The organism is Paenibacillus sp. FSL K6-1217, from assembly GCF_045040735.1.
Taxonomy (GTDB): domain Bacteria; phylum Bacillota; class Bacilli; order Paenibacillales; family Paenibacillaceae; genus Paenibacillus_AQ.
Genome location: NZ_CP150271.1, coordinates 174,429 through 196,212, shown reverse-complemented (window position 1 = coordinate 196,212; position 21,784 = coordinate 174,429). Strand labels below are relative to the sequence as shown.

At 55.5% G+C, this 21,784-nt stretch carries 16 protein-coding genes; all 16 read right to left on the bottom strand.

The window, feature by feature from the left end; genetic code table 11:
• Nucleotides 1–24: 24 nt before the first annotated feature.
• A complete protein-coding gene (locus tag MHH28_RS00790; protein WP_405110464.1) occupies nt 25–858 on the bottom strand; it encodes a carbohydrate ABC transporter permease in 834 nt (277 codons plus the stop codon).
• Entirely contained in the window at nt 859–1,752 is an 894-nt protein-coding gene (locus MHH28_RS00785; RefSeq protein WP_405110461.1) for a carbohydrate ABC transporter permease, read from the bottom strand. It lies immediately after the preceding gene.
• Between the two features lie 93 nt (nt 1,753–1,845).
• A complete protein-coding gene (locus tag MHH28_RS00780) occupies nt 1,846–3,171 on the bottom strand; it encodes an ABC transporter substrate-binding protein (RefSeq protein WP_405110458.1) in 1,326 nt (441 codons plus the stop codon).
• 241 nt (nt 3,172–3,412) lie between these two features.
• Entirely contained in the window at nt 3,413–4,402 is a 990-nt protein-coding gene (locus tag MHH28_RS00775) for a phosphotransferase enzyme family protein (protein ID WP_405110455.1), read from the bottom strand.
• Nucleotides 4,403–4,742: 340 nt separating this feature from the next.
• Nucleotides 4,743–5,018 carry a CD3324 family protein gene (locus tag MHH28_RS00770; RefSeq protein ID WP_405110452.1) on the bottom strand — a complete coding sequence of 92 codons (276 nt, stop codon included), beginning with the start codon at nt 5,016–5,018 and terminating at the stop codon, nt 4,743–4,745.
• 432 nt (nt 5,019–5,450) lie between these two features.
• Nucleotides 5,451–7,484, bottom strand: a complete 2,034-nt coding sequence (locus tag MHH28_RS00765) for a methyl-accepting chemotaxis protein (RefSeq protein WP_405110449.1) — start codon at nt 7,482–7,484, stop codon at nt 5,451–5,453.
• A 469-nt stretch (nt 7,485–7,953) separates the two neighbouring features.
• Nucleotides 7,954–8,982 (bottom strand): bile acid:sodium symporter family protein, encoded by a 1,029-nt coding sequence (locus MHH28_RS00760; protein WP_405110446.1) that lies wholly within the window; start codon nt 8,980–8,982, stop codon nt 7,954–7,956.
• Between the two features lie 79 nt (nt 8,983–9,061).
• Nucleotides 9,062–10,015: a radical SAM protein gene (locus MHH28_RS00755; RefSeq protein WP_405110443.1), complete on the bottom strand. Its 954-nt coding sequence runs from the start codon at nt 10,013–10,015 to the stop codon at nt 9,062–9,064.
• Between the two features lie 162 nt (nt 10,016–10,177).
• Nucleotides 10,178–11,428: a stalk domain-containing protein gene (locus MHH28_RS00750; RefSeq protein ID WP_405110440.1), complete on the bottom strand. Its 1,251-nt coding sequence runs from the start codon at nt 11,426–11,428 to the stop codon at nt 10,178–10,180.
• Nucleotides 11,429–11,569: 141 nt separating this feature from the next.
• On the bottom strand, nt 11,570–12,526 hold the full coding sequence (locus tag MHH28_RS00745; RefSeq protein ID WP_405110438.1) for a nucleoside hydrolase: 957 nt from the start codon (nt 12,524–12,526) through the stop codon (nt 11,570–11,572).
• 390 nt (nt 12,527–12,916) lie between these two features.
• Complete coding sequence (locus MHH28_RS00740) at nt 12,917–13,783, bottom strand: sugar phosphate isomerase/epimerase family protein (protein WP_405110435.1); 867 nt, start codon at nt 13,781–13,783, stop codon at nt 12,917–12,919.
• A 37-nt stretch (nt 13,784–13,820) separates the two neighbouring features.
• Nucleotides 13,821–16,928: a glycoside hydrolase gene (locus MHH28_RS00735; protein WP_405110432.1), complete on the bottom strand. Its 3,108-nt coding sequence runs from the start codon at nt 16,926–16,928 to the stop codon at nt 13,821–13,823.
• Nucleotides 16,929–16,973: 45 nt separating this feature from the next.
• Nucleotides 16,974–17,831, bottom strand: coding sequence for a sugar phosphate isomerase/epimerase family protein (locus MHH28_RS00730; protein WP_405110429.1), 858 nt, complete (start codon nt 17,829–17,831; stop codon nt 16,974–16,976).
• Between the two features lie 536 nt (nt 17,832–18,367).
• Nucleotides 18,368–19,426: a Gfo/Idh/MocA family protein gene (locus MHH28_RS00725; RefSeq protein ID WP_405110427.1), complete on the bottom strand. Its 1,059-nt coding sequence runs from the start codon at nt 19,424–19,426 to the stop codon at nt 18,368–18,370.
• 1 nt (nt 19,427) lies between these two features.
• Nucleotides 19,428–20,615, bottom strand: a complete 1,188-nt coding sequence (locus MHH28_RS00720) for an ArgE/DapE family deacylase (protein ID WP_405110424.1) — start codon at nt 20,613–20,615, stop codon at nt 19,428–19,430.
• Between the two features lie 90 nt (nt 20,616–20,705).
• A complete protein-coding gene (locus MHH28_RS00715; RefSeq protein WP_405110421.1) occupies nt 20,706–21,758 on the bottom strand; it encodes an alanine racemase in 1,053 nt (350 codons plus the stop codon).
• Between the last annotated feature and the right edge of the window lie 26 nt (nt 21,759–21,784).

Genomic DNA, 21,784 nt, shown 5'->3' with positions numbered 1-21,784 from the left:
CATTTCTTACAGCATCAGCAGACGCTATTTCACTCCCGAACTCGTAATCGCCTTCACGAATGACTTCTGTCCGGCGATGAAGATAATCAGCACCGGGAGTGCGGCGACGGTAGTCATGGCCATCAGCTTGCCGTAACTCTGGGTGTAGCTTCCTGTGGCCATCATGGCAATCCCCGCAGTGATCGTCCGCATCTCCGGCGAGGTGGTGGCATACAGCGGCCAGACAAAGTCATTGTAGATTCCCATGAAGGTGAAAATACCCAGCGTCATCATAATTGAGACTGCCGAGGGCAGCAAAATCCGGGTATACAGCTTCCACTTGTTCACTCCGTCGATCCGGGCAGCCTCTTCAATCTCTTTGGGAAAAGAGACAAAGAACTGGTACAGCAGGAACACTCCGAACGCCCCGGCTGTAGCCGGCAGAATCAGCGCCTGATAAGTGTTGATCAGCCCCAGTGCATTGAACTCCATGTACATCGGCAGAAAGGTCAGCACGCCTGGAATCATCAGCGAGGCGATGAACATGGACAGCAGCGTGCGGCGCAGCGGCAGATCCGGCAGCCGGGCCAGCGCGAACGCCGCCATGGAGTCAATCAGCAGCACGATGGCTGTACCGGCTATCCCGACAGACAGGGAATTGATGATCCAGCGGAGAATAGGGGTGTTCATCAGCTCACCGCCCAGCCCCTGAACGAAATTATCAAGCGTGGGCTTCTGCGGGAAGAAGTTCATCCGCCCGGAGAGGGCTTCGAAGTCATTCTTGAATGCCGTGGACAGCATCCAGACCAGCGGCAGCAGCACGAACAGCGCAATCAGGATGGCCAGCAGTAGCAGGCCCGTTTGTTTGGCTTTACCCATTTAGACGTTCTCCTTCCGGTTCGTAAGACGGAACTGTACGATTGACACCATCATGATCAGCAGCGCCATCAGTATCGCCATTGCGGAAGCCGAGCCAATGTCCTTGCGCGCGAATGCCTGGTCCAGCACATTGATCAGCAGCACCTTGGTGGTGTCTCCCGGCCCTCCGCGCGTCAGCAGGAACGGCTGGGCATAAATGTTGAAGGAAGCGATTGTCGAGGTAATCATCACGAACAGCATGACCGGCCGGATCGTAGGCAGTGTAATCGATACGAACCGGTTCCAGGCTCCTGCCCCGTCAATGGCAGCCGCCTCGTAATACTCCTCCGGCACTTCATTGAGCGCATTCACAAAAATAATCATGTTGAATCCAATCGTCCACCAGAGCGTGGTGAGCACCAGTGAAATCCAGACCCATGGTGTGTCCGTCAGCCAAGGGATACCGGTCAGGCCCAGCTTTTGCAGCAGGCTGTTAATGAAGCCGGCATTGGTATCGAACATCATCAGCCAGATCACGGCCATTACGGAGGCTGACAGAGCGTAGGGCAGGAAGTAGAACGTCCGGAACAGCCCCCGGAGCTTCGCCGGCAGCGCATTAACCAGCATCGCCATCCCCAGCCCCGCAAGGATTAGCAACGGAACGGAATACAGGACGAACTGGAAGGTGGTCCACAGGCCGCGGAAGAAAATGCTGTTCTCATACGTTCCGGGGGTGAAAATCGTAATATAATTACGCAGCCCCACAAAGGGATGCGCGTCAGACAGCAGCTCGAAGTCCTGCAGACTGATTACAAAGCCGTACAGAATAGGAAAGAGCAGAAACATTCCGAAGGCTGCAAGATAGGGCAGGATGAACAGAAATGAGGTGAAGCGGGACGTCCATGTGCTTTTCAAAAGGGATTCCTCCATTTCCTCGTATAGGGAAAAGCGGGAAGCTGTGCAGCGCTCCCCGCTTTGCTTACCGAAATGAACCGTTCATTCCGGGTGCTATTTCATCGCCTGACGGGATTTGGCTACAGCATCGTCCATCGCCTGCTGGGGTGTTTTTTTGCCGAGAATGGCATTGCTCAGCTCGCTCCATACCGGCTCGACAATAGTGCCCCAGTTCAACACATTCGGTGCAAACTGTACGGAGGAGAAGCTCTGGGATACGGTGCTCTGGAACTCCATCGCCTTGAATTCCGCACTGTCCATCACGGTCTTGGAGGCGACCGCCTGACCGGATTCAGCCCAGTCCAGCGAGTTGCCGGAGACGTATTTCAGGAAATCCCCGATGCCGGCCAGCGTATTGCTGTCAGTGACAGCCTTCGGAACCACAAAACCGTGAGAGCCTGCATATATAGCCTGCTTCGCTTTGCCGATCTGCGGCATTACGGCTACGCCATAATTCAGTCCGGCTTCATCGAACTGTGATTTCATCCATGGGCCGTTGAACTGGATCGCGTTCTTTCCCTGTAAGAACAGGGTGTTCTCGCCGTCCTGTTGTACGTTGGCCGGGGAGATGCCCTTGTCGACCATATCGCGCAGCCATTGCACCATTTCCACCGCCTCCGGAGAATTATAGGCCACATCCGTTCCGTTCCACAGCTCTCCGCCGTTCTGCCAGACAAGCGACGGGAAGATGAACTGCTGCGGCCAGAGGGTAGGCACTACATAACCGTAGACACCCTTGGATTTATCCGTCAGCTTCTCCACTGCCGCATCGAATTCAGCACGGTTTGTTGGCGGTGCGGTGACTCCTGCTTTCTCGAACAGATCCTTGTTGTAATACATCACTACCGGATGAATATCGAGCGGAATCGTGTACAGCTTGCTGTCGATAGTGGCGTATTTAACCGGGGCTTCGGCAAAATCAGCCGGATTGATTCCGGCTGCCGCCGCCAGCTCATCGACAGGCTGGAGCTGATCCTTGCTCTGGTAGGTCGGCACCTGATCGACGTGCATGATCATCAGATCCGGCCGTTCCTTGCCGGTGCTGAGCGCAACATCAAGCTGCTTGTAATACTCGCCATTCGGCTGGATCACAAAATTCACTTTGTATTGATCCTGGGAGCTGTTGTATTTATCCACGATTTTCTTCATGAACGGGCCGTCCGAGCCGGAGAACGGTGACCAGAACAGAAGCTCTGTCTTCTTGCCGCCGCTGCTGCCACTGCTGTTGCTGCCCTGTGCTTCGGTGCCGCTGTTCCCGCCGCTTGCGGTATTGCCGCCGCTGCCGCTGTTCGCATTGTTTCCGCCGCAAGCGGTTACAACCATGGCCGACATCATGACCGTCATTAGGATAGATGCTGATTTTTGCATGGATCGTTTCATCTGTATACGCCCCTTTTACCGGTGATTCAAAGCTGGCTGCTCTTTGATATCTTTATGGTAACGCCCCGGGGAAGCGCAATAAATGTCCTCACTCTAGGATCAATGGACATATTTACAGATTGCCGGGAAGAAGACAAAGGGTCTGACGGATGGCTCAATAGGGATGAGGCGGAACCAAGGCCCACACAAAAAAGCCGCTCCACCGGCATCTTCCGGGGAACAGCAAGTGAAGTACGGCCCCTCACGCTATCACGAAGGGTTCAATTCTCCTGAACAGAAAGCTCGCGCCGTTCACGTATTCTCTAAGATAAGCCAGCGCATACGGCTGTTCTTCGCGCAAGCCGGGGAGCTCATCGGGATTAGAGATGTGGTGGCTGTAGTTCCCGATCATGATCATAATGAAGAAACATTCCAGCTTCCGTTCATAATCAGGTTTCAGCGCACGGATGCTGCTGTAGCCCCGAATCAGGCTCCTGCGCTGCTCCGTGGACAGCTCCAGCAGAGCCGCGGCCAGATCATAGAGGTAAAAGCCGTAGCCGCAGCGGCCGAAATCAATTGCCCGGGGCTGACCCTCAGCGAATACAACGTTCCCAAAGTGCAGATCACCGTGAATCAGGCCATAGCTTCCGGGGTCCGGCGTCATAGCATCGAGTTCACGAGGGATTCTGGCGGCGGCAGCCTGATAGAGCTTCCACCCAGCTTCCGGGACCATAGCCTCATGATGCTTCTCCAGCTTATCCCATTCCTTGCGGAAGCTATCCGCTCCCCAAGCCGGTCGGGTGAACTCAGCGGAGGGTACAAACTGTTCGCCCGCTTCATGCATCCCGGCCAGCATCACGCCTACAGCGTGGAGCTGCTCATCTTGCAGATTGCCCGCTGAATGCTCCCCTTCGACCCAGCGCATCAGGGTAACATAGTTAAGCTGCTGCGCTTCACTGCCAGCTTCGTTGCCAGTCTCCAGGATATAACTCCCGCTTGAATCGGGCAGCCCAACAGGGACAACCAGCTCCGCTGACCCGCTGAGATGCCTGAGCCACTCCAGCTCCGACAGAATTTCTGCCCGGCTGCACCGTTCGCCATGAAGCCGCAGCAGCAGCTTCCCCGCAGTTTCCGTCTCTAGCTTGAAGGTAACACTATCGGATTGTCCAATATATTCGATCTTCGTCCAATCTAATTCATACGCCTTGAGCGCCCGCAGTACTATATCCCTTGCTGCTGTTTCTAATTTCATCTTCCTGCCCCCTCATATGGATGTCTGCATTCATTATAGGGTTGGCAGAGGCGGCGGACATAGATAATAGACAGGTATAACCTGACTTTTGCACAAAAAAGAAGAGGCTGCTCCAAGAGTCATGACGCGACTTCTTGGGACAGCCCTCTGTGTTACAGGTGGCAGCTTGAGTGCTTGTGTGTTGACACTACAATTGTATTTCCTGAATTCTACTGTACAGAGTGCAGCTGATGCTAGTTTTCGAGGGGTTTTAGAAGAATCAAGTGTACATAGTGCAATCGAAGCCAGCCCGGGGTGAACCCATAAACAGAAATGGCTGCCTTATGTGCCCTTAAGACCTCTATCCTCTCTGCTTGCTCCCATACACAATCTTCTTGATGCTGTCGGCTGACAGGCAAAATTGCTCCGCCAGCTCGGTTACGCTCAATCCGCTGGCATAATGCTCACGAATGGACTGGTTCCGGGCCTCCAGATAGGAACGGCCGCCGGAGCTCTCCCCCCACCGCTTGCGCTGCCCCTCGGACTTCGGGATATAGAGCATTCCGCCCTGCATGTATTTCTGAACCTCCTGCAGCAGCTGCTGCGGCAATATCACATCTGCATTAATATATTTCATCTTGCTCCGCTCCTTTTAAGTTAGTTCAACTTATCAAGGCAGCAGAGTCTATCAGACAGGTGTTCACAGAGGAACTGGTGAATCGTTACAGCGGAGTATAGCTATCCGCTCTGCACATTAACCGCTGTGTGTGGGTCCGTAGACTCTGCGCAGAGCTGAGCATTAATCTTCTCATGGAGCGTCCTCCTCCTTCCAGTATTATACTTACATATAGCATACCGGATGCCCCGGCTTCTGTGCAAATAGTGTACACAAGCGGAAACGGCTTTGCCGTCCTTTTAAAGGATGGCATTCGTTTCAGCGAGAAATAAAAAAGGGACCCCGCCAGCGTCCGGCGGGGTCAAAAGTTATATTAAAGGGGGGTATGCCAGTACTATACCCCCCGAAGCTTAAAAACAGATGAAGCCCAGGTAAAGATCTGCTGAAACCGGCTTAGATTTTGAACCGCTCTACCAGTTGCTGCATCTCCTTGGCACTCTGCGTATTCTCATCGGCCATGGTGGCTTCATGGAAGGTCTTCTCCACAATATCGGCCGTCTTCTCCGCAATATCCTGCACGCCGACAGCTCCCTCATTCACAGTAGCCGCCACTTCATTGACGGCGATGGCGATGCTGGAGACGGTCTCGTTCAGATGATCGGCTGACTCCTCGAACTGGCTCATCAGCTCGTTAATCGTGGAAGCATCACTGTTATACTGCTGGCCGACCTCGGTCAGGCGCTCATAATCGCCCAGCACATTGCGGTCAATGAACGTCAGCACGGCTTCAGAATGCTCCTTCATCTGCTCTACGGAGGAATATACATTCTTAACAACCTCCTGAATGCCGGCCGCCGTCTCGGAGGACTTCTCGGCCAGCTTGCGGATCTCACCGGCGACCACGGCGAAGCCCCGGCCTGCCTCACCCGCCCGTGCAGCTTCAATTGCTGCGTTCAAGGCAAGCAGATTGGTCTGGCTGGTAATCGAGAGAATCGTATCTGCCAGCACATTTATCTCGTGGATCGCTCCCGATTGCTCGATAGCCTTCTGCATCTCACTTCGGACCGAGCTATAGATCTGCTTCGCGTTCCCGGTGGAGGTCACCGCATCATGCTGAAGGGCCAGGGCCCGCTCCGTAATCTGGCTGGATAAGCCGGAGCCTTCTTTTACCTTGCTGGTGATCATGCTGACAAAGTTCTGAACCTCGTGAATGGCCGCCGTCATCTCCTCAGTAGAAGCCGCTGTCTCCTCCATGCCTGCCGACAACTGCTCGGTTGTGGCTGAGTTATCATGCGCATTCTCTCTGACTTCGTTCGACAGCTTCTCCAGCGTCTCGGCATTGTCCAGCACCTTGGAGGAGATGGCAATCAGACTGCCTGCCATCTCACGCAGCGCCGCACGGGTACGGAACATAGCCTTGGCAATGGTCCCAGTCTCGTCTTTATTCTTAGTCAGATATTCATATTGGTTATCATACTTGAGGTCCAGCTCTGCCGTGCGGTTCACCAGCTCCGTGAGCTTGATGATCGGCGAAGAGATCCGGGTAGCCACTGTAGTGCCGATCAGCAGGGTGAGCAACAGGCTTCCCAGGCCGAGCAGCATAATGAAGTTCGTCATCTCACTCACCGGCTGCAGCACCTCGTCCACATCTCCGGTCAGCACCAGCGTCCACTTCGTCTCCGGGAGCACGGTGAAGGCGGCTTTTTTCTTGGCCCCATTGAAAGTGTATTCCACCTTGCCATCCGGTACCGTCTCCCCCGCCTTCACCCGCTCTACCACCGCCTGGATCGATTCGTTCTCTACCAGTGAACCGATCTTCTTCGCATCGGGATGGTACAGCGTATTCCCCGTTTCATCGACCAGGTAGGCGTAAGAGGATGGCGCGTTAGTTACTTTGGTATCAGCCAGATAGGTGACCAGACTGTCCGCCCTGACCGCTGAAGCGACGAACCCGATCATCTGCTCCCCGCTCTTCACCGGATGGACAAATGCCAGAATATACGCCCCTGTTGACTTGGATTTCAACGTCTCGCTGATTACAGGCGCACCTGTCTTCAGGACATTCTTCGTATAATTTCTATCGCTGAAGTTTGAGCCGATCAGCTTGGTATCACTGTCCGCTACCGCCGTTCCCTTCAGATCCACCACAAACATATGCTCCAGGTTGCCTGCATCCTTCACCAGACCCTGAAGCTTCGCATTCACCTGATTCTGGAGGGGATTCCCGGCGCTCAATCTGTTATTTCCAGCCTGCGTCAACAGTTGCACAATCTCGCTGTCCCCGGCTACCAGCTGCATGCTCCGCTTCTCTTTATCGATCATGGCGGCAATGGTCTGCGCTTTGTTGGTATTCGCCTGTGCCATGGAAGCTTCAGTCAGATTCATGATGGTGCCTGTGGATTTGGTGTACGTAAAAATCCCCATTAATGCTGTAGAAATTAGTGTGACGACAATCATCATAACCGATAGCTTCATACGAATCTTCATGCTCTTCTACTTCCTTCCGCCCTTTTCTTATCCACTAATAAAGCGCACTTTGTTTTGAACTCGAAGCAAGGTCGTCACTGCGGTGAACATTTGGACTTTCGGGCGCTGTTGTCAACAGACTTCTCAGATTTAATCCGCTCTTCGTGGTAGAAATCCGTTGACAAAGGCGGACGCTATCGCTCCTACAGTTCCAAATTTCCCCTCCGCTTCTTTTTGCTTTTCGTTTATTTCTTGAATGCTGCTTATATAGCTTCTAAACCGCCAAAATGGTTACATTATTACAATGATTATCGGATTTTCCTCGAAAATAATGAATATTCCTTGTAGTATTTTCAGAAATAATATCGAATTTTGTCGAATGTCGGCATAAATTATACATTTTATCCCACACACTACAAAACCCGCTCTTCCCTTCTGCCGCTGACAGCGGCATGATCAGGAAAAACGGGTTCGTATACCGGAGGCTAATCTACATCGGGCTGCGGCTGTCTGCCGGGGCTGGGGCACCCGGCCGATCTGTCTGCTGATCAGCCTCCTGCCGCCGTCTCACTCTGCTGCGGATGAACATGCCGGAGCAGGCGGCCAGAATCTGCTGGAACAGCATACCGGAGATTACCGGTAATGCCACGGCTGGCGGGAAATAGCGGACGGCCAGCACTGCACCTGCACTGAGATTGCGCATGCCGGAGTTGAACTGCACGGCAACGGAGCTCTCATGATCATAGTGCAGGCGGCGTGAGACTATCGCTCCAATGACGTAGCCGAGCGCAACTGTAACGAAGGTAACCGCGATAATCAGCGCGAGCTTGCCGTCCGGATGCTTCAGATACCGGGCAATGCTGGCACCGTTGATAGAGACTACGATGAACAAGCCCACCTTGACAAACGGGGCAAGCGGCGGGCCGCAGGCCGCGCTGATCTTGCCTTTGCTGAATTGGTTCAGCAGCATTCCCGCAACAGAGGGCAGCACCACCATCCAGAGCAGACCCCGCATCATCTCACCGGCGTCCATCTGTACACTTGCGCCCATTAGAACATACAGGGTAGCCGGTACAATTAATGGCGATAACAGCGTATCGATCAGGATCAGAGCCAGCGTTAGAGCGATATTCCCGCCATGCATGGACACCCAGACTACACTGACCACCCCGGTTGGAATCGCAAAAAGCAGCACATACCCTGTAACGGTATAAGGATCTTCCGGGAAAAACAGCATCGCGGACAGCCAGCCGATCAGCGGCATCACGACATGCAGGATGACCAGCAGAATGATCAGCTTCTGCGGCTTGACCAGCACGGCAAGCAGATCCCGGAAATTGGACTTCAGACTGCCAATCAGCGTCATCCCCGCAAAGATCCATGGCACCAGCCAGGTTAACGGAAGCAGCGAAGCCTCATTCAGTACCCCGGCCACAATGGCTGCGGGTGTCAGCAGCGGCATGATGCGCTCCAGCACACGATTGGATGATACTAATCCGCGTCTTATTGCACCAAGCATGGTTCTCATCCCCCCATGTTCACTATACCACCATACGCCGCTGCACTGTCCGCCAATGCTGTCAAAGCCGGTAACAGAGCTACACTCCTTGCGGGAACAATGCGTCCAGCGCCGGACAAGGGCGCTTCTCCAGATAGTCCGACAGCGGTGCAGGCATATTGCTGTACAAGTCCTTAAGTGAAGTTCCGTTATAGATATTGCCGATAATGACCGGATGACACAGCTCGGAGATCAGAATATCGCCGTTGCCGTGCAGATGCAGCTGCTTCATGCCCTCGATGCAATGCGGGAAGTAGACACCCGGCTGCTCCTCGAAGCCCATCGCGTCCATGAACCGGTCCATACAGGTGAAGTAGAGGGTGGTATCCTCCGGCTTCCGTGCAATCAGCTCATTGACGGCATTCTTCAGCTGCTCCCGGGCGGCAATCGCCTTCCAGCCGGTATGTCCCATAATAATGCTATTCTGAATTTCATGCGTTCTTACGCCCATAGAATAGACATGCTCACTGATTTCCTGCATATGATCCTGCGTTTCATTGAACAGCAGCGTCTCCAGCACCACATTGACACGGGTTTTGGCGAACATGGTGATATTCTCCCTGATTTTGTGATAGACACTCGGATGAATGTTGTAATAACGCGAGAAGCCCTCGGCGGTGGTGAAGTTGAAAGAGATATGTATCGTTGTCAGACCTGCTTCGACCAGCTGTGCGATTCGCTCTTCATTCAGCAGGCTGCCGTTCGAGTTGAGCTGAGTCTGAATGCCCCGGGAGGTGCAATAGGCAACGATCTCCACGCAATCCTGAAACTTCAGTGTAACCTCTCCGCCCGACAGACGCACACGCTTCAGATTAGGCAGCTCCTCCAGAATGCGGATGACCTCCTTACCGTCCAGTGTCTGACCATCGTTTCTATTATAAGCGCAGCAGTAATCACAGCGGAAATTGCAGTTAGAGGTCACGCCGACTTCCAGCCCTTCCAGCTCGTAAGTCATCGGCTTATCCAGTTCCAGTGCTTTGTATTTCGTACTCATCTTCTATAGTCCTCCTTGGATGTTGGCACATTCGCAATAAAGTTAACTATAGAATTATACAGGTTAGCCCGCGAGGTTAATGTGACATTTGATCTTTGCAAAAAGACTGCCGCATGGTTATAGGCTCACCATACGGCAGTCTCATTCAGATCAATTAACCTGTTACAGCTCGACAGCTTCGCCCATCCGGTTCAGCACCGGCTGGCCGATGATCCCCAGACGCCAGACCGCAATTCCCTTCAGCCCGTAACGCTTGGCCAGGCCGATCTTGGCATTGACGGACGATTCGTTCTCACTGTAGACCGATATCCCGAGAATCAGCTTGTCCTTGCTGACCTGATCAAGCGCCAGCCGGATGCTCTCATCGACCTTATTCATCGGCTCCGGCCCGGTCTCCCCTTCATAGGCATAAGCCATGATGACCAAATCATCTGCAAGTGACCCCAGCGTCTTGTAATCATAGCCCTTGTAGGAGCTGTTCAGCGGATGCAGAATGACGGTCAGTTTGAGACTGGCGGCGCGGGCGGCTGTGGAGAGATTTTTGACAAAAGCGTTATATTGGCTCTGCACCAGCGCCTTATCCCCCGTCAGCCCAAGTCCTTCCAGATCCAGTCCGATACCCTTGAATCCCTTGCTGGAAGCAAGTTCAACAATACTGGCGATCGTCTGCTGCTGGAGCTGCGCGTCCTCCAGATTCTTGCTCAACTCCAGTGACGAGTCACTGGAATAGATCATCAGGTAGGGAGCGGTCCCTCCCGCCGCCGCATTCTGCACAATCGATTCCGGCGTAACCTCGCCTGCCGCCTCCGGCCACCAGAAATCCTTGCCGGTAGTGGTGAACTGGCCGTTCTTGTCAATCCGGGCCCAGCCAAAAGCAACCGCATCAAAGCTCGGAATCAGCGAGACCTCACTGTAAGCCTTCTGCGCGTAGAAGCCCAAGGTATACATGTCCCGCTTCGGGGAGGTGATGGATACGGTCTTGGACGCCTGATCCCAGGAGGCAGCCGCCCCGAACTGCTGGCTGAAGAATTTGAGCGGCAGCATCGTTGTTCCGCGGATATCCTGCGGCGCTGCCGCAAGCTTCACTACTGTCCCGTTCACGACTGCATCTTTGCTGCCGAGGGTCAGGACCACTACAGTTGGAGCGCTTCCGGCTGCGGCCTTCCGGGTGGCTGTGATTTTGCGGGCCTTCTGATCCCATTCCACCTGAATTCCCAGGGCTTCAGAGATGGCGCGGAAGGGCACCATCGTCGTTCCGTTCATCATCACCGGCGCCACCGGGAACGGCAACGGATAACCGTCCAGCATGATACTTACACCCGCAGGTGCAGCATGGACCGCACTCGCCGGAAGTGCCGAGAGGCTGCCGAGTGAGATGGCTGCGCATAATACTATTTTGGCCAGATGCTTCATATAAGTAAGTTCCCCATTCTCTTAGATAGATTGTGAATCTCTCAACCTTACATCCCCTACTATTCTAGCAAACTAGATAAATATAGCAAATGAAGGTATTGTAACCATTGCAGATTCACCCGTCCGGGGTTCCCTTTACACCTACATAAATACGCTTAAAAAGACACCGACCGCACGTTCAGCATCCACCTCTACGGCGACTTCGATGAACTCCCCTTCTTTCGGCTGTGCCCGCAAATCGGCTACGACCATACCGGAAGTGAACGTTCCCTGATGCTCTACACGGACCTTCATCCGGCGGCAGGTTACCAGATCCGGCTGCAAGGCAGCCATCAGGGCCAGCGGATCATGCAGCGGAGCGCTATTGATCAGATAGTTCGCCTCACGGTAAAATTTAAAATAATACGCCAGCGACTCTTCCATGAAATTAATGACCGCCTTGTTCTCCTCCCGCCCATGCCGCTTTAGCAGCTCCACATGCTCAGAAGTGATCCGCGTCTGAAGTGTCACATCCAGCCCGATCATCATTACAGGCAGCCCTGAGGTGAATACACGGTCAGCCGCATCCGGGTCGCCCCACAGATTGGCTTCGGCCACCGGCGTGACATTGCCCGGCTTAAAGACCGTGCCGCCCATAACCACCACCTTCTTCAGCTTGGAGGTCAGCTGAGGGTCCAGATCCAGGGCCAGCGACAGGTTCGTCAGCCGTCCGAGCGTCACCAGCACCAGCTCTCCTGGATGCTCATCCGCCATCCGCACAATGAACTCTGCGGCCGTCTCTTGAACCGGCACTTGCCGGGAAGGAGGCAGCTGAACGCCGCCAATGCCGTTCTCCCCGTGAACATGGGTGGAGAAGCCTGTCAGCTCGCGAACCAACGCCCGGGAAGCCCCAAGCGCTACCGGGATTTCATAGCCCGGAGCCGCAAGCTCAAGCAGCCGCAACGTATTATCCGCCGCCTGCTGCACATCAATGTTGCCGAACACTGTCGTGATCCCCTCGACCACCACACCCGGTGCCCGGAGCGCATACAATATGGCCAGTGCGTCGTCTATTCCTGTGTCACAATCGATGATGATTCTAGTTGTGCTGTTACTCATCTCTATCTCTCCACTCTCTATTTAATCTTACTCGTATATTTACTCTATCTACTCATACTTACTCTATCTGCTCATACTTATGCTATCAGCCATACTGCACTGCCCATCTTATCATGGGTCTGCGATCTGCTCAATAAGTAGCATGGCGGATGAGTATGCCGGCAAGGAGGGGCGACTTGTGTTGTATATTTGACCCGCACATCTCCGCAGCGCTCAATGTGTTCGGTCTTTCGATTACATTTGCCCCTAGCAATTCAGCCCCGCCCAATGTGTTCACTGCAACAAAAACAGCGGCTGGCTCACACGGAAGGAAGCGCCGCTGTTCTCATGTTGAAACACAATAGTGCCTATTCCAGGCAGTTTCTTTATCGCACCGGATGCCTGCCCCGCTTACCGGAACTGTCCGATGAATCTTACGGCGGCAGCGATGTCGTCCTCGGGACGGTTGCCGACTTCTCTCTCCACGGTCAGATATCCCTTATAGCCAATATCCTGAAGAGCGGAGAAATAAGCGGGGAAATCCACGCTCCCCTCTCCCGGAGGAACCTCGCGGAAGCCTGCTCCGCCTTCCCCCATAACAGCAATCCGTTCATGGTCCAGTACCCCATATACCTCATGCGGATCGACCTCGCGCAGCCTCACGCCGTCTTTGACATGAGTATGCACGATATAGTCCTGCAATGCGTACACCCCCCGGACCGGGTCATCTCCGGTCACCATGACCATATTCGCCGGGTCGAAGTTCACGGCGACTCCCTTGGTGTCCAGCGAATCCAGGAAGGACTTCAGCCGGGCGGCAGGCTCCGGCCCTGTCTCGATGGCGAAATAGCCGCCGCGCCCGGAAGCGTAGGCCGCCAGCTCATTGCACGCCGCCAGCAGAATCGCATATTCCGGAGCGCCGGGGTCCTCCGGCACAATTCCTATATGTGTCGTAACAATGTTGCAGCCCAGATCAAGCGCCAGGTCCAGCGCCTGCTTTGACTTGCTGATTTTCCAGCCATTCTCCTCCGGATTCTTAAACCCCTGGCCGCCATAATCTGCACAAAGCGCTGACAACTCAAGATTTAACTCCGCCAGGTAAGTCCTGATCGCCTTGCGGTCCTGCGCCGTCAGTCCGGCCGGGTCCATCTCGCCCTGAATCGCCCAGAGCTGAACGCCCTCTGCTCCGAGTTCCTTGGCAATCCGCAGATTACTGCGCAGATCCCTGCCGAAGCTGTCGGCGATGACACCGATTTTGTTGGATAAGCCCAATCCCATTATAGTTCACCCTTTCTCATCATTCGTTTATATGATTTTACTGCAAATTCACCCGGATCTGCACCTGCTGCGGACGATAGACTGCCAGCAGTTGCCCTTCAAGACCAGCGGCAAACATGACGGTCCGCTCACGCTCCAGAGTGAAGGCATACGCCGTTCCGTGCTTAGGGTCACGCACTTCAATATCGGCATCGCTGCCGAATTCGGACACGAAGATGTACAGACTGCCGCCCGCAAAAGCCAGCTTGCGCCCGTAAACACCCGGCAGCTCTCCCCCTTGAAGCCAGTCCAGCTCCGGCTGTACCCCGGTGCTATTTATTGCCGAGGCGTACAATGCCTGAATTGGCTCCCAGCGCTCATTTAGCTCCACGGGCAGCGGACAGTACAAGAATTTGCCCGCTCCAATGGCAACCTCCAGCACTTCCTGCGCTCCGCCACTTCCGGCGGGCCGTTCCACGGCCAGATTGCCGATTTTCTTCTGGCCAAAAGCTACCGGGAAATGCTCCCCGCCTAGCTTCAGCATCTCCTCGCGCAGGATATTGCCGTGCTCAAGCGCGCCAAGCTCCTCACGCAGACGATCCCCGGCCGGTCCCCAATGCTCATCCAGCCTCAGAGGCCCGCTCCATAGCACGGTGCTGCCCTGCCGGGCCAGCTCCAGCAGCTGTACGAAGGCTTCATCAGCAAAGTTATGCGCGCTTGGCACAATAATCAGCTTAGCCGGATGTCGCTGCAGGGCCTCCAGATGGTACTCGCCAATTCCACGCGGGTGTACATTCATGCCGAATGCCAATACCCGCACCGCCTGGGTGGTGGCCTCGAAGGCCAGCTTGCGGTTCGAGAAATCATTCGAGAACGGGTAGACCACCGCAATCTCCTCCAGCTCCCGCGACTCGAACAGCCCGGCGATCTCCGCCATGAAGCTGCCAAAATCATAAGAGACATCCGCTTCCGGCTTCTGGGTTCCATCGGCACGCAGGGCGCCGATATTGGATTCATTGGCGTTATTCATGAAGTAATTGGTGTTCCAGATCCACTGCACCGCACCTGCTCCGCCTGTCGAGAAGGAATAAGCATATTTGCGCTCCAGAATGTTGCGCAGCTCCTCTTCCGTCCGCTTGGCGATACCATCGGGACGCTGAACATGCATAATGCCGGTCTCCTGAATCAGATTCGGCTTATCCGGCGTCTTGGTGAAAATTCCGTCCCAGCCCAGGTGGTCCATCTGCCACCAGGTATGCACGGTTGTATAATCTACTGTCTCCGCATAGAAGAACGGAGAAGGCCGCTGCGAGCAGATGCCCTCATCCTGGCCTACGGTTACCAGTTGAGCCGGGTCCGACCGGCGGATCGTCCTAATCAGCGTGGAGGCCCAGCGGTTATGCATATCCATGCTGAACAGAGAATAATCCGTCCAGCGCAGCCACTTCTTCGGCTGCACCACACTCTGGAAATACGTGTCATCCGGGTCCGGTGCAAGGGCGGCTTCGAACGAAGGCAGCTGGCCGGGCGTCATATTCCAGCGCTCCTGAAGCGCAGCGAGATCATTGTTATATTTTACACGCAGCCACTCGCTCCATGCCGCCTGCTCGAAGCGGTCTCCGGCTGTGTATGGCCCCTGAAAGACGCGGCGCGGATGGAACAGCGAGGGCTCATTGATCAGATCCCAATGCACATTGGTTGTCCCCTTCTGGCGGGAGACGATGGAGGCAATGAACCGTTTCTGCGCCTCCACCGACCGCGGGTCCAGATAGGGATTCTCCCCTTCCCAAGCCTCCGGCGCGAAGGAGAAGAAGGTGAACGTTACCTCCAGCTCATGGCGCTTCGCAGTCAGCACAAAGGCATCCACCGCGCGCATCACATCCTCGGCGGCATGACCGTCCGCGAACATGACCATCCGGTAGCCGGTCCAGATCCCGGTGCGGATCAGATTGATCCCGGCACGCTTCATCTCTGCCATGTCCGACTCCCAGCGGTCCACATTCGGCAGCTGCAGGAATTTCCGCGAGACATCCGAGGTCATGTAGGTCATACCTACGATCGGCACCGGCTGGCCACCCCGGCGAAAATAATCGCGGCCCGTGCTAAGCGGTTCCCCGCTCTGCAGAAGCGCCCGGTCCATTCCCCAGAAGGCCTGCGTAAGCACGCGTCTCTCTCCGCGCGAGGATTCCGCAGTACAGCATACACGGTACAAGCCCGGCTCAAGCCGCAAAGAAACCGGCAAACGCACAAACTGCAAATCCGGCGCGGCCGCTCCAGCGTTCAGCTCAGCCAAGGCCTCCCACAGCACTTCATCAGTTCCGTCCTTGCTGATCTCCAGCCTGAACTGCCACTTAGCATCCAGCGCAGAAGTTCGTGATAACGACTGGAGTTGCAAGGTCAAGAGTGCCTGCTCTCCCGGCTCATAGGAGGCAAAGCTGCTCTTCAGCCATATTTCTGTTGCACCCTGAGCTGTATAATCCGCCAGTTCATGCAGCAGCTCCGGCCCGCCCTTGCTCCAAAAGAGCTCGTCCAGCTCCTGATTGACCAGTATCCACCGGCTCCCGGCGTAATCCCCCTTGTACAGCTCCAGCAGAACAACCGGAGCGGAGCGCTTCCGCCCGGTATGGTCCATCCCGGTCAGCAGCGGATAGATGAACATATCCATCGGGCCGCAGGCGCCCATCTCCTCGGGAATATCGCTGGTCTTGGCGGGGTGCAGCGTCAGTCCCCAGGTAGGCTTGACCGTGAACAGCTCCTCATAATTCTCCAGCAGCGGGTATTCGGAGGAAGCTTTGAAGGTAACGACCGGAGCCGGGCTGACTGCCAGCGCATCATGAATGTTCAGCAGCTGGTGGTAGGCCACCTGCGGACGCTCCACCTTCCAGCCTTCGGCTCCTGCAGACACCGGCTCGCGGAACGGAACCCCGCCGGTATGCAGCAGCCCCCCGCCGCCGAGCAGATAAGCATGGATTTCATTCCAGGCTGCCTTGGGGAAATAGGGGCCATGCAGCTGAATCAGCGCATCCCATCCGCCTGCCCGGAGGCGTTCCGCCAGGTCTGACGCATCCGACACCGTAGCCCACCGGCTTATGCCTTCAATAATGCTACGGGATGGTCTGTCACCCGAATAAGGAAATGTATCATCGTAAAATACCAGTATGTTCATATCCATCCCCGTTTCGTATGGTTTGACAGGGAGCGAAGCTCTGGCTTACGCCTGCTCCCACAGCTCACGGACGTTCTCCATCGCCAGCTTAGTCCCTGCTGTGCATTCTTCACGTCCTTCGAATTCAATGGAGATATACCCGTCGTAACCGGAGTTCTTAACGGCTGCTGTAATGGCCGCCAGCTCCAGATCGCCATGCCCGGCAACGGCTCCCATTAAATACCGCCCTGCGGCGCTGCGGAACCAGCCGCCGCCGGGATCACGGTCTCCCGGACGTATGTAGAAATCCTTGAAATGCACCATGGAAGCATACGGCGCATTCTTCAGAACTGCCGCCAGCGGGTCTTCATCGGCACAGACAAAATTGCCTACATCCAGTGTGGTGCGGAAGTTGTCCCGGTCAACGGCATCCACCAGTCCGAGCACACGGTCACTGGTCTGCAGGAAATAGCCGTGGTTCTCCACACTGGTAGTAATGCCGAAGCCCGCCGCGTAATCCGCAATCTCCCGGCAGCCTTCCGTCAGCCGGGCGAACTGCTTCCGGTAATGCCGGATGGAGGTATCCGGATGGGTGGCTGCGTCGTGGCGCAGCAGCTTCACGCCGAGCCGGGCCGCCATATCCACCTCCGTCTTCAGCCGGGCAAGCTCGGCATGAAAGCTCTCTTCGCTGTCTGTAATCAGATTGCCCCGGACGGCATAGTTGGACAGCTCAATGCCGCATGCGTCCGCTTTGCTGCGGATTTGTTCGGCAAGTCCGTCCTGCTTATGCAGATCGTAGCCGATCGGCACCAGCTCCACATGCTCCCCGCCCGCCGCTGCCGTCCATTCGATGACGTCCAGAACATCCATCTCTCCACTCTGAATCGCTTTATATAAACTGTAGGTGCTGACGCCAAGCTTCATATTTTCTCACTCCTAAAGTTTAGATAGCATACGCTTCCTGTCTCAGCTTCGCTAAACTAGCTCGGAAGCATTCGCTTGATAACGTTAAATGCGATGAATTGTGCATGCAGCAAGCTCTCGATCATTTGTGTTCATTGTAATCCTGCAGAAAATACAACTTTTTCTCCCGGCATTCCGCTCTGTTCAAAGAATGTTGCATGAAAGACAGCAATTCTCCTCCTCCAGACGTTTTAGCGTGTCAATTCCTGCAATTTATGCAATAATTGTTGCAATTTCCCCATTTACCAAGAATCCAAGTTGCAATAACTACAACATTTGGCTGGTCGGTCCGGTCAGCTCTGATCTGGTCCGCTCCGATCTGATCTGATCCGATCTGCTCCCGTCTGGTCTGGTCTGATTCGTTCCCGCTCTGATCCCGTCCCGTCCTCTCCCGCCCGCTCCCATCTAATCCCGTCCGATCCGCTTCGAGCCGGTTAAGTCCAACCCGGGCAATTCATCTTACAATCCGGCTTCAGCTATGCGGTTCCTGTGTGCATTTAAAAAACAATTTCCTTCCCAAGCTTCGCCGATTCGTAAATCCCGCACAGCATGCGCATGATCTCTACGCCGTCAGACACCGGACTCAGCGGCTCGCGGCGCTGCCGCACACATTCAATGAAATGATCAATCTCATTCTGAAAAGCGGTGTCCAGATGAAAGCCGGGATGTGTGGTCTGCGGTGTAGTGTTGAGAATCGTATTATTCTTCTCCGTGGTGAAGGACAGCACCGGATCAACCTCAACGCCGCCCTTGTCCCCATAGAGCTGAATGGTGGTCTTGTTCTCTTTGGCATGCAGGGTGAAGCTGGCGTCAAGCATCAGCGAAGCTCCGCCTTCGAAGCGGATCAGCGCATTGGCCATGTCCTCGACCGAGCTTGCGGCAGCATCATAATCAGCGGCCCGGTAAGCGGCCAGATGCTGCACATTCGACCGGTTGCCCAGCTGATAGTAAGTGTTGGCAGAGACGGATTTCACCTTGGGGCGGCCCATCAGATACCAGCACAGGTCCACGACATGAACGCCGATATCAATGACCGGTCCGCCGCCGGAACGCGACCTGTCGGCGAACCAGCCGCCCGGATTGCCGATCCGGCGGATACTGGAGGCCCGGGCGTAGTAGAAAGCCCCGAATTCACCAAGGTCATTGAACTGCTTGACGAGCTGCGCGTTGTTATCATACCGCCGCACATAGCCTACCTGCAGAATCTGCCCGGACTTGTTCACTGCCTCTTCCAGCCGGAGCGCCGATTCTACAGTAGTGGTCAGCGGCTTCTCCAGCAGCACATCAATTCCGGCTTGAACGGCAGCAACGGCGATGTCCTCATGTGTGTTGTTCCAGGTACAGATACTGACCGCATCAATGCCAGCTTGCGCGAACATCTCGTGGTAGCTGGTGTAGATTTTGGCTGCCCCATACTTGTCTGCAGCCAGTTTGGCCCGTCCCTCATTGAGATCGCATACCGCGCAGATCTCTACATGCGGGTTACTGCGGTACGCATTCAGATGAAGCTCGGAGATGGTGCCTACCCCCACGATGCCAATTTTGATCATAGTCATGTCATATCCCATCCCTTCTATAATGTAGAACCAGTCCGGCAAGCGCCGAAGCTGCGGAGACTACCTCCTGCACAGACACCCACTCGTTCTCCGTATGTGCCTGGCTGATATTCCCGGGTCCAAAAACTACCGACGGCACGTTGACACGGGCCAGCTTGCTGGCATCCGTCCCATAAGCGGCCCCTTGCTCAAGGCGGCCTTCAGCATAAACGGCAACCGCCGCGCCCAGCTGGCGCACCAGCGGATGGCTGCCGGAGATGTCCAGAGCATAGTCGATAATGAACGGCTCCTGTACGGTAAGCTGTAACTCCGGAATCTGCCGCTCCAGCTCCCGCAGCTTCTCCTTGAAGCCCAGCCAGACCTCCAGCGGCTCCTCGCCCGGAACCGTCCGCCGGTCGATAGTGATCCGGCAGCTGCCCGGTATGGTATTGGGCGCAGCACCGCCGGTTATCTCACTGATGCAATGCGTCGGCGCTCCAGTAAGCGGATGTTCCTGCAGCGCATAGGCGGGTGCAATCTTTTCCTTCAGATAACGGATTACTTCGGCCATCTGTTCAATCGCATTGATGCCTGTATCCGGCTCGGAGCTATGGCCCGGTTTGCCGAGCACATCAATGTAGAACCGGACACAGCCTTTATGGGCCGTTACCCGGTGCAGGCCAGTCGGTTCCCCGACAACAGCTCCGCAATAACTCAGCTCACCAGCGCGGATTGCGGCTGCGAGCCTGCTGACTCCGGTATACCGGTATTCCTCATCCACGACTGCCGCGAGATGCACGCCTACCGGAAGCGGCAGGCCGCTGCGCTTCAGCGCGGCCATGGCAACCAGCATCGCGGCCAGCGAGCCTTTGGTATCGCAGGCACCACGCCCGTACAGCCTGCCGTCAATTACAGCGGCGGCGTAAGGATCAATCGTCATCTCCGTGGCCTGTACCGTATCCATATGCGCCTCCAGCAGCAGCGCAGAACCTGAAAGCCCGCCGGGAAGCATCCCAATAATGTTGCTGCGGCCAGGCTGGACAGGCTGCTCCAGGAACGGAATTCCTTGCCCTGTCAGATAACGCTTCACATATTCTGCGACACCCGTCTCTCCGCAGCCGCCTTCAAAGGCCGGATTGACGCTAGGAATGGCTACCAGTTCCTGCAGCACCCGGGTGACTTCAGCCGCTTCAATCTTCACCTGTCCCATAGATAGGCCAGCCTCCTTTTTACATGCCGGTCGTTGCTGCCATCTTTCATATCAGTCGTTCCGCCAGTCGTTCAGCCAGCTGTCCCGTCATCACGTAGTGCAGCCCCGGGCGTCCACCGCAATCCATTCTGACCACCGGCCGTTACGGACACCCGCTACACGGTTATGGAGATTCGGAATGACGCAGGAATGGTTGGGAATAATCTCAATCCGGTCCCCAAGCTGAAACGGCTCCAAGAGCGGGTCATATTGCAGGAAGCCATGCTCTTCGTTCAGAGCAGCCAGCTTGACCTCCGGATGCCCGGCAATGATCCCGAAGCCGTCACGCCCGTGGGCCTTGTCGCTGGTCAGGCTCTTGGTACCGGCATCGATAGTCGCCCGCCCCGGCAGGGGGATACTGACTACAGTAGCAATCACGCGCAGCGCGCAATCTTCTTCGGAAGCAAGCCCCATTCCCACACCGGATGCATCCCAGAACACATAGTTCCCTGCACGCACCTCTGTCACACCACCCAGCTCCCGGCACATGAGGGCAGCGGGCGAAGACCCCGTGCTGATGATGTCCACCGGCAGCCCGGCCTCCCGGAACAGCGCTGCAGTATCCATCATCAGGGTTGCTTCCTCACGGGCGGCTTCGATGAATGCCGCCTCGCCTGTATTCCGGTATATCGTCCCGAAATACCCCATCAGCCCGGAGACGCGGATACCCGGCAGACTCTGGACCGTTAAGGCAAACCGCAGGGCGTCTTCGCCTGCCTGCCGGCCTCCCCGGTGCAGCCCGCCGTCGATCTCGACCAGCACCCGGACCGGCTTCCCGGTACGCATGCCGACTTCCGACAGGCCGGAAGCTCCGGTGATACTGTCAACAGCAGTGATCATCCTGCACTTCATATGCAGCGCCGCGAACCGGTCCAGCTTATCTGCACCGATTAACGGATAAGCGATCAGAATTGATTCCACACCTGCGGCGGCAAACACCTCAGCTTCCGACAGCTTGGCAGTAGTGATTCCAATGGCACCTGCCGTAAGCTGCATCCGGGCGATAGCTGCCGATTTATGCGATTTGATATGCGGACGATGCTGAATACCGCAAGCCTTGAGCCGCTTCGCCATCCCGACAATATTGCGCTGCAGGATATCCATGTCAATAATTACAACAGGGGTCGGCA

Excerpts from the sequence above, each read along its gene's own strand:
- MHH28_RS00790 (WP_405110464.1), bottom strand. The coding sequence starts at position 858 with ATGGGTAAAGCCAAACAAACGGGCCTGCTACTGCTGGCCATCCTGATT.
- MHH28_RS00780 (WP_405110458.1), bottom strand. The coding sequence starts at position 3,171 with ATGAAACGATCCATGCAAAAATCAGCATCTATCCTAATGACGGTCATG.
- MHH28_RS00775 (WP_405110455.1), bottom strand. The coding sequence starts at position 4,402 with ATGAAATTAGAAACAGCAGCAAGGGATATAGTACTGCGGGCGCTCAAG.
- MHH28_RS00770 (WP_405110452.1), bottom strand. The coding sequence starts at position 5,018 with ATGAAATATATTAATGCAGATGTGATATTGCCGCAGCAGCTGCTGCAG.
- MHH28_RS00765 (WP_405110449.1), bottom strand. The coding sequence starts at position 7,484 with ATGAAGATTCGTATGAAGCTATCGGTTATGATGATTGTCGTCACACTA.
- MHH28_RS00760 (WP_405110446.1), bottom strand. The coding sequence starts at position 8,982 with ATGCTTGGTGCAATAAGACGCGGATTAGTATCATCCAATCGTGTGCTG.
- MHH28_RS00755 (WP_405110443.1), bottom strand. The coding sequence starts at position 10,015 with ATGAGTACGAAATACAAAGCACTGGAACTGGATAAGCCGATGACTTAC.
- MHH28_RS00750 (WP_405110440.1), bottom strand. The coding sequence starts at position 11,428 with ATGAAGCATCTGGCCAAAATAGTATTATGCGCAGCCATCTCACTCGGC.
- MHH28_RS00745 (WP_405110438.1), bottom strand. The coding sequence starts at position 12,526 with ATGAGTAACAGCACAACTAGAATCATCATCGATTGTGACACAGGAATA.
- MHH28_RS00740 (WP_405110435.1), bottom strand. The coding sequence starts at position 13,783 with ATGGGATTGGGCTTATCCAACAAAATCGGTGTCATCGCCGACAGCTTC.
- MHH28_RS00735 (WP_405110432.1), bottom strand. The coding sequence starts at position 16,928 with ATGAACATACTGGTATTTTACGATGATACATTTCCTTATTCGGGTGAC.
- MHH28_RS00730 (WP_405110429.1), bottom strand. The coding sequence starts at position 17,831 with ATGAAGCTTGGCGTCAGCACCTACAGTTTATATAAAGCGATTCAGAGT.
- MHH28_RS00725 (WP_405110427.1), bottom strand. The coding sequence starts at position 19,426 with ATGACTATGATCAAAATTGGCATCGTGGGGGTAGGCACCATCTCCGAG.
- MHH28_RS00720 (WP_405110424.1), bottom strand. The coding sequence starts at position 20,615 with ATGGGACAGGTGAAGATTGAAGCGGCTGAAGTCACCCGGGTGCTGCAG.
- MHH28_RS00715 (WP_405110421.1), bottom strand. The coding sequence starts at position 21,758 with ATGGATATCCTGCAGCGCAATATTGTCGGGATGGCGAAGCGGCTCAAG.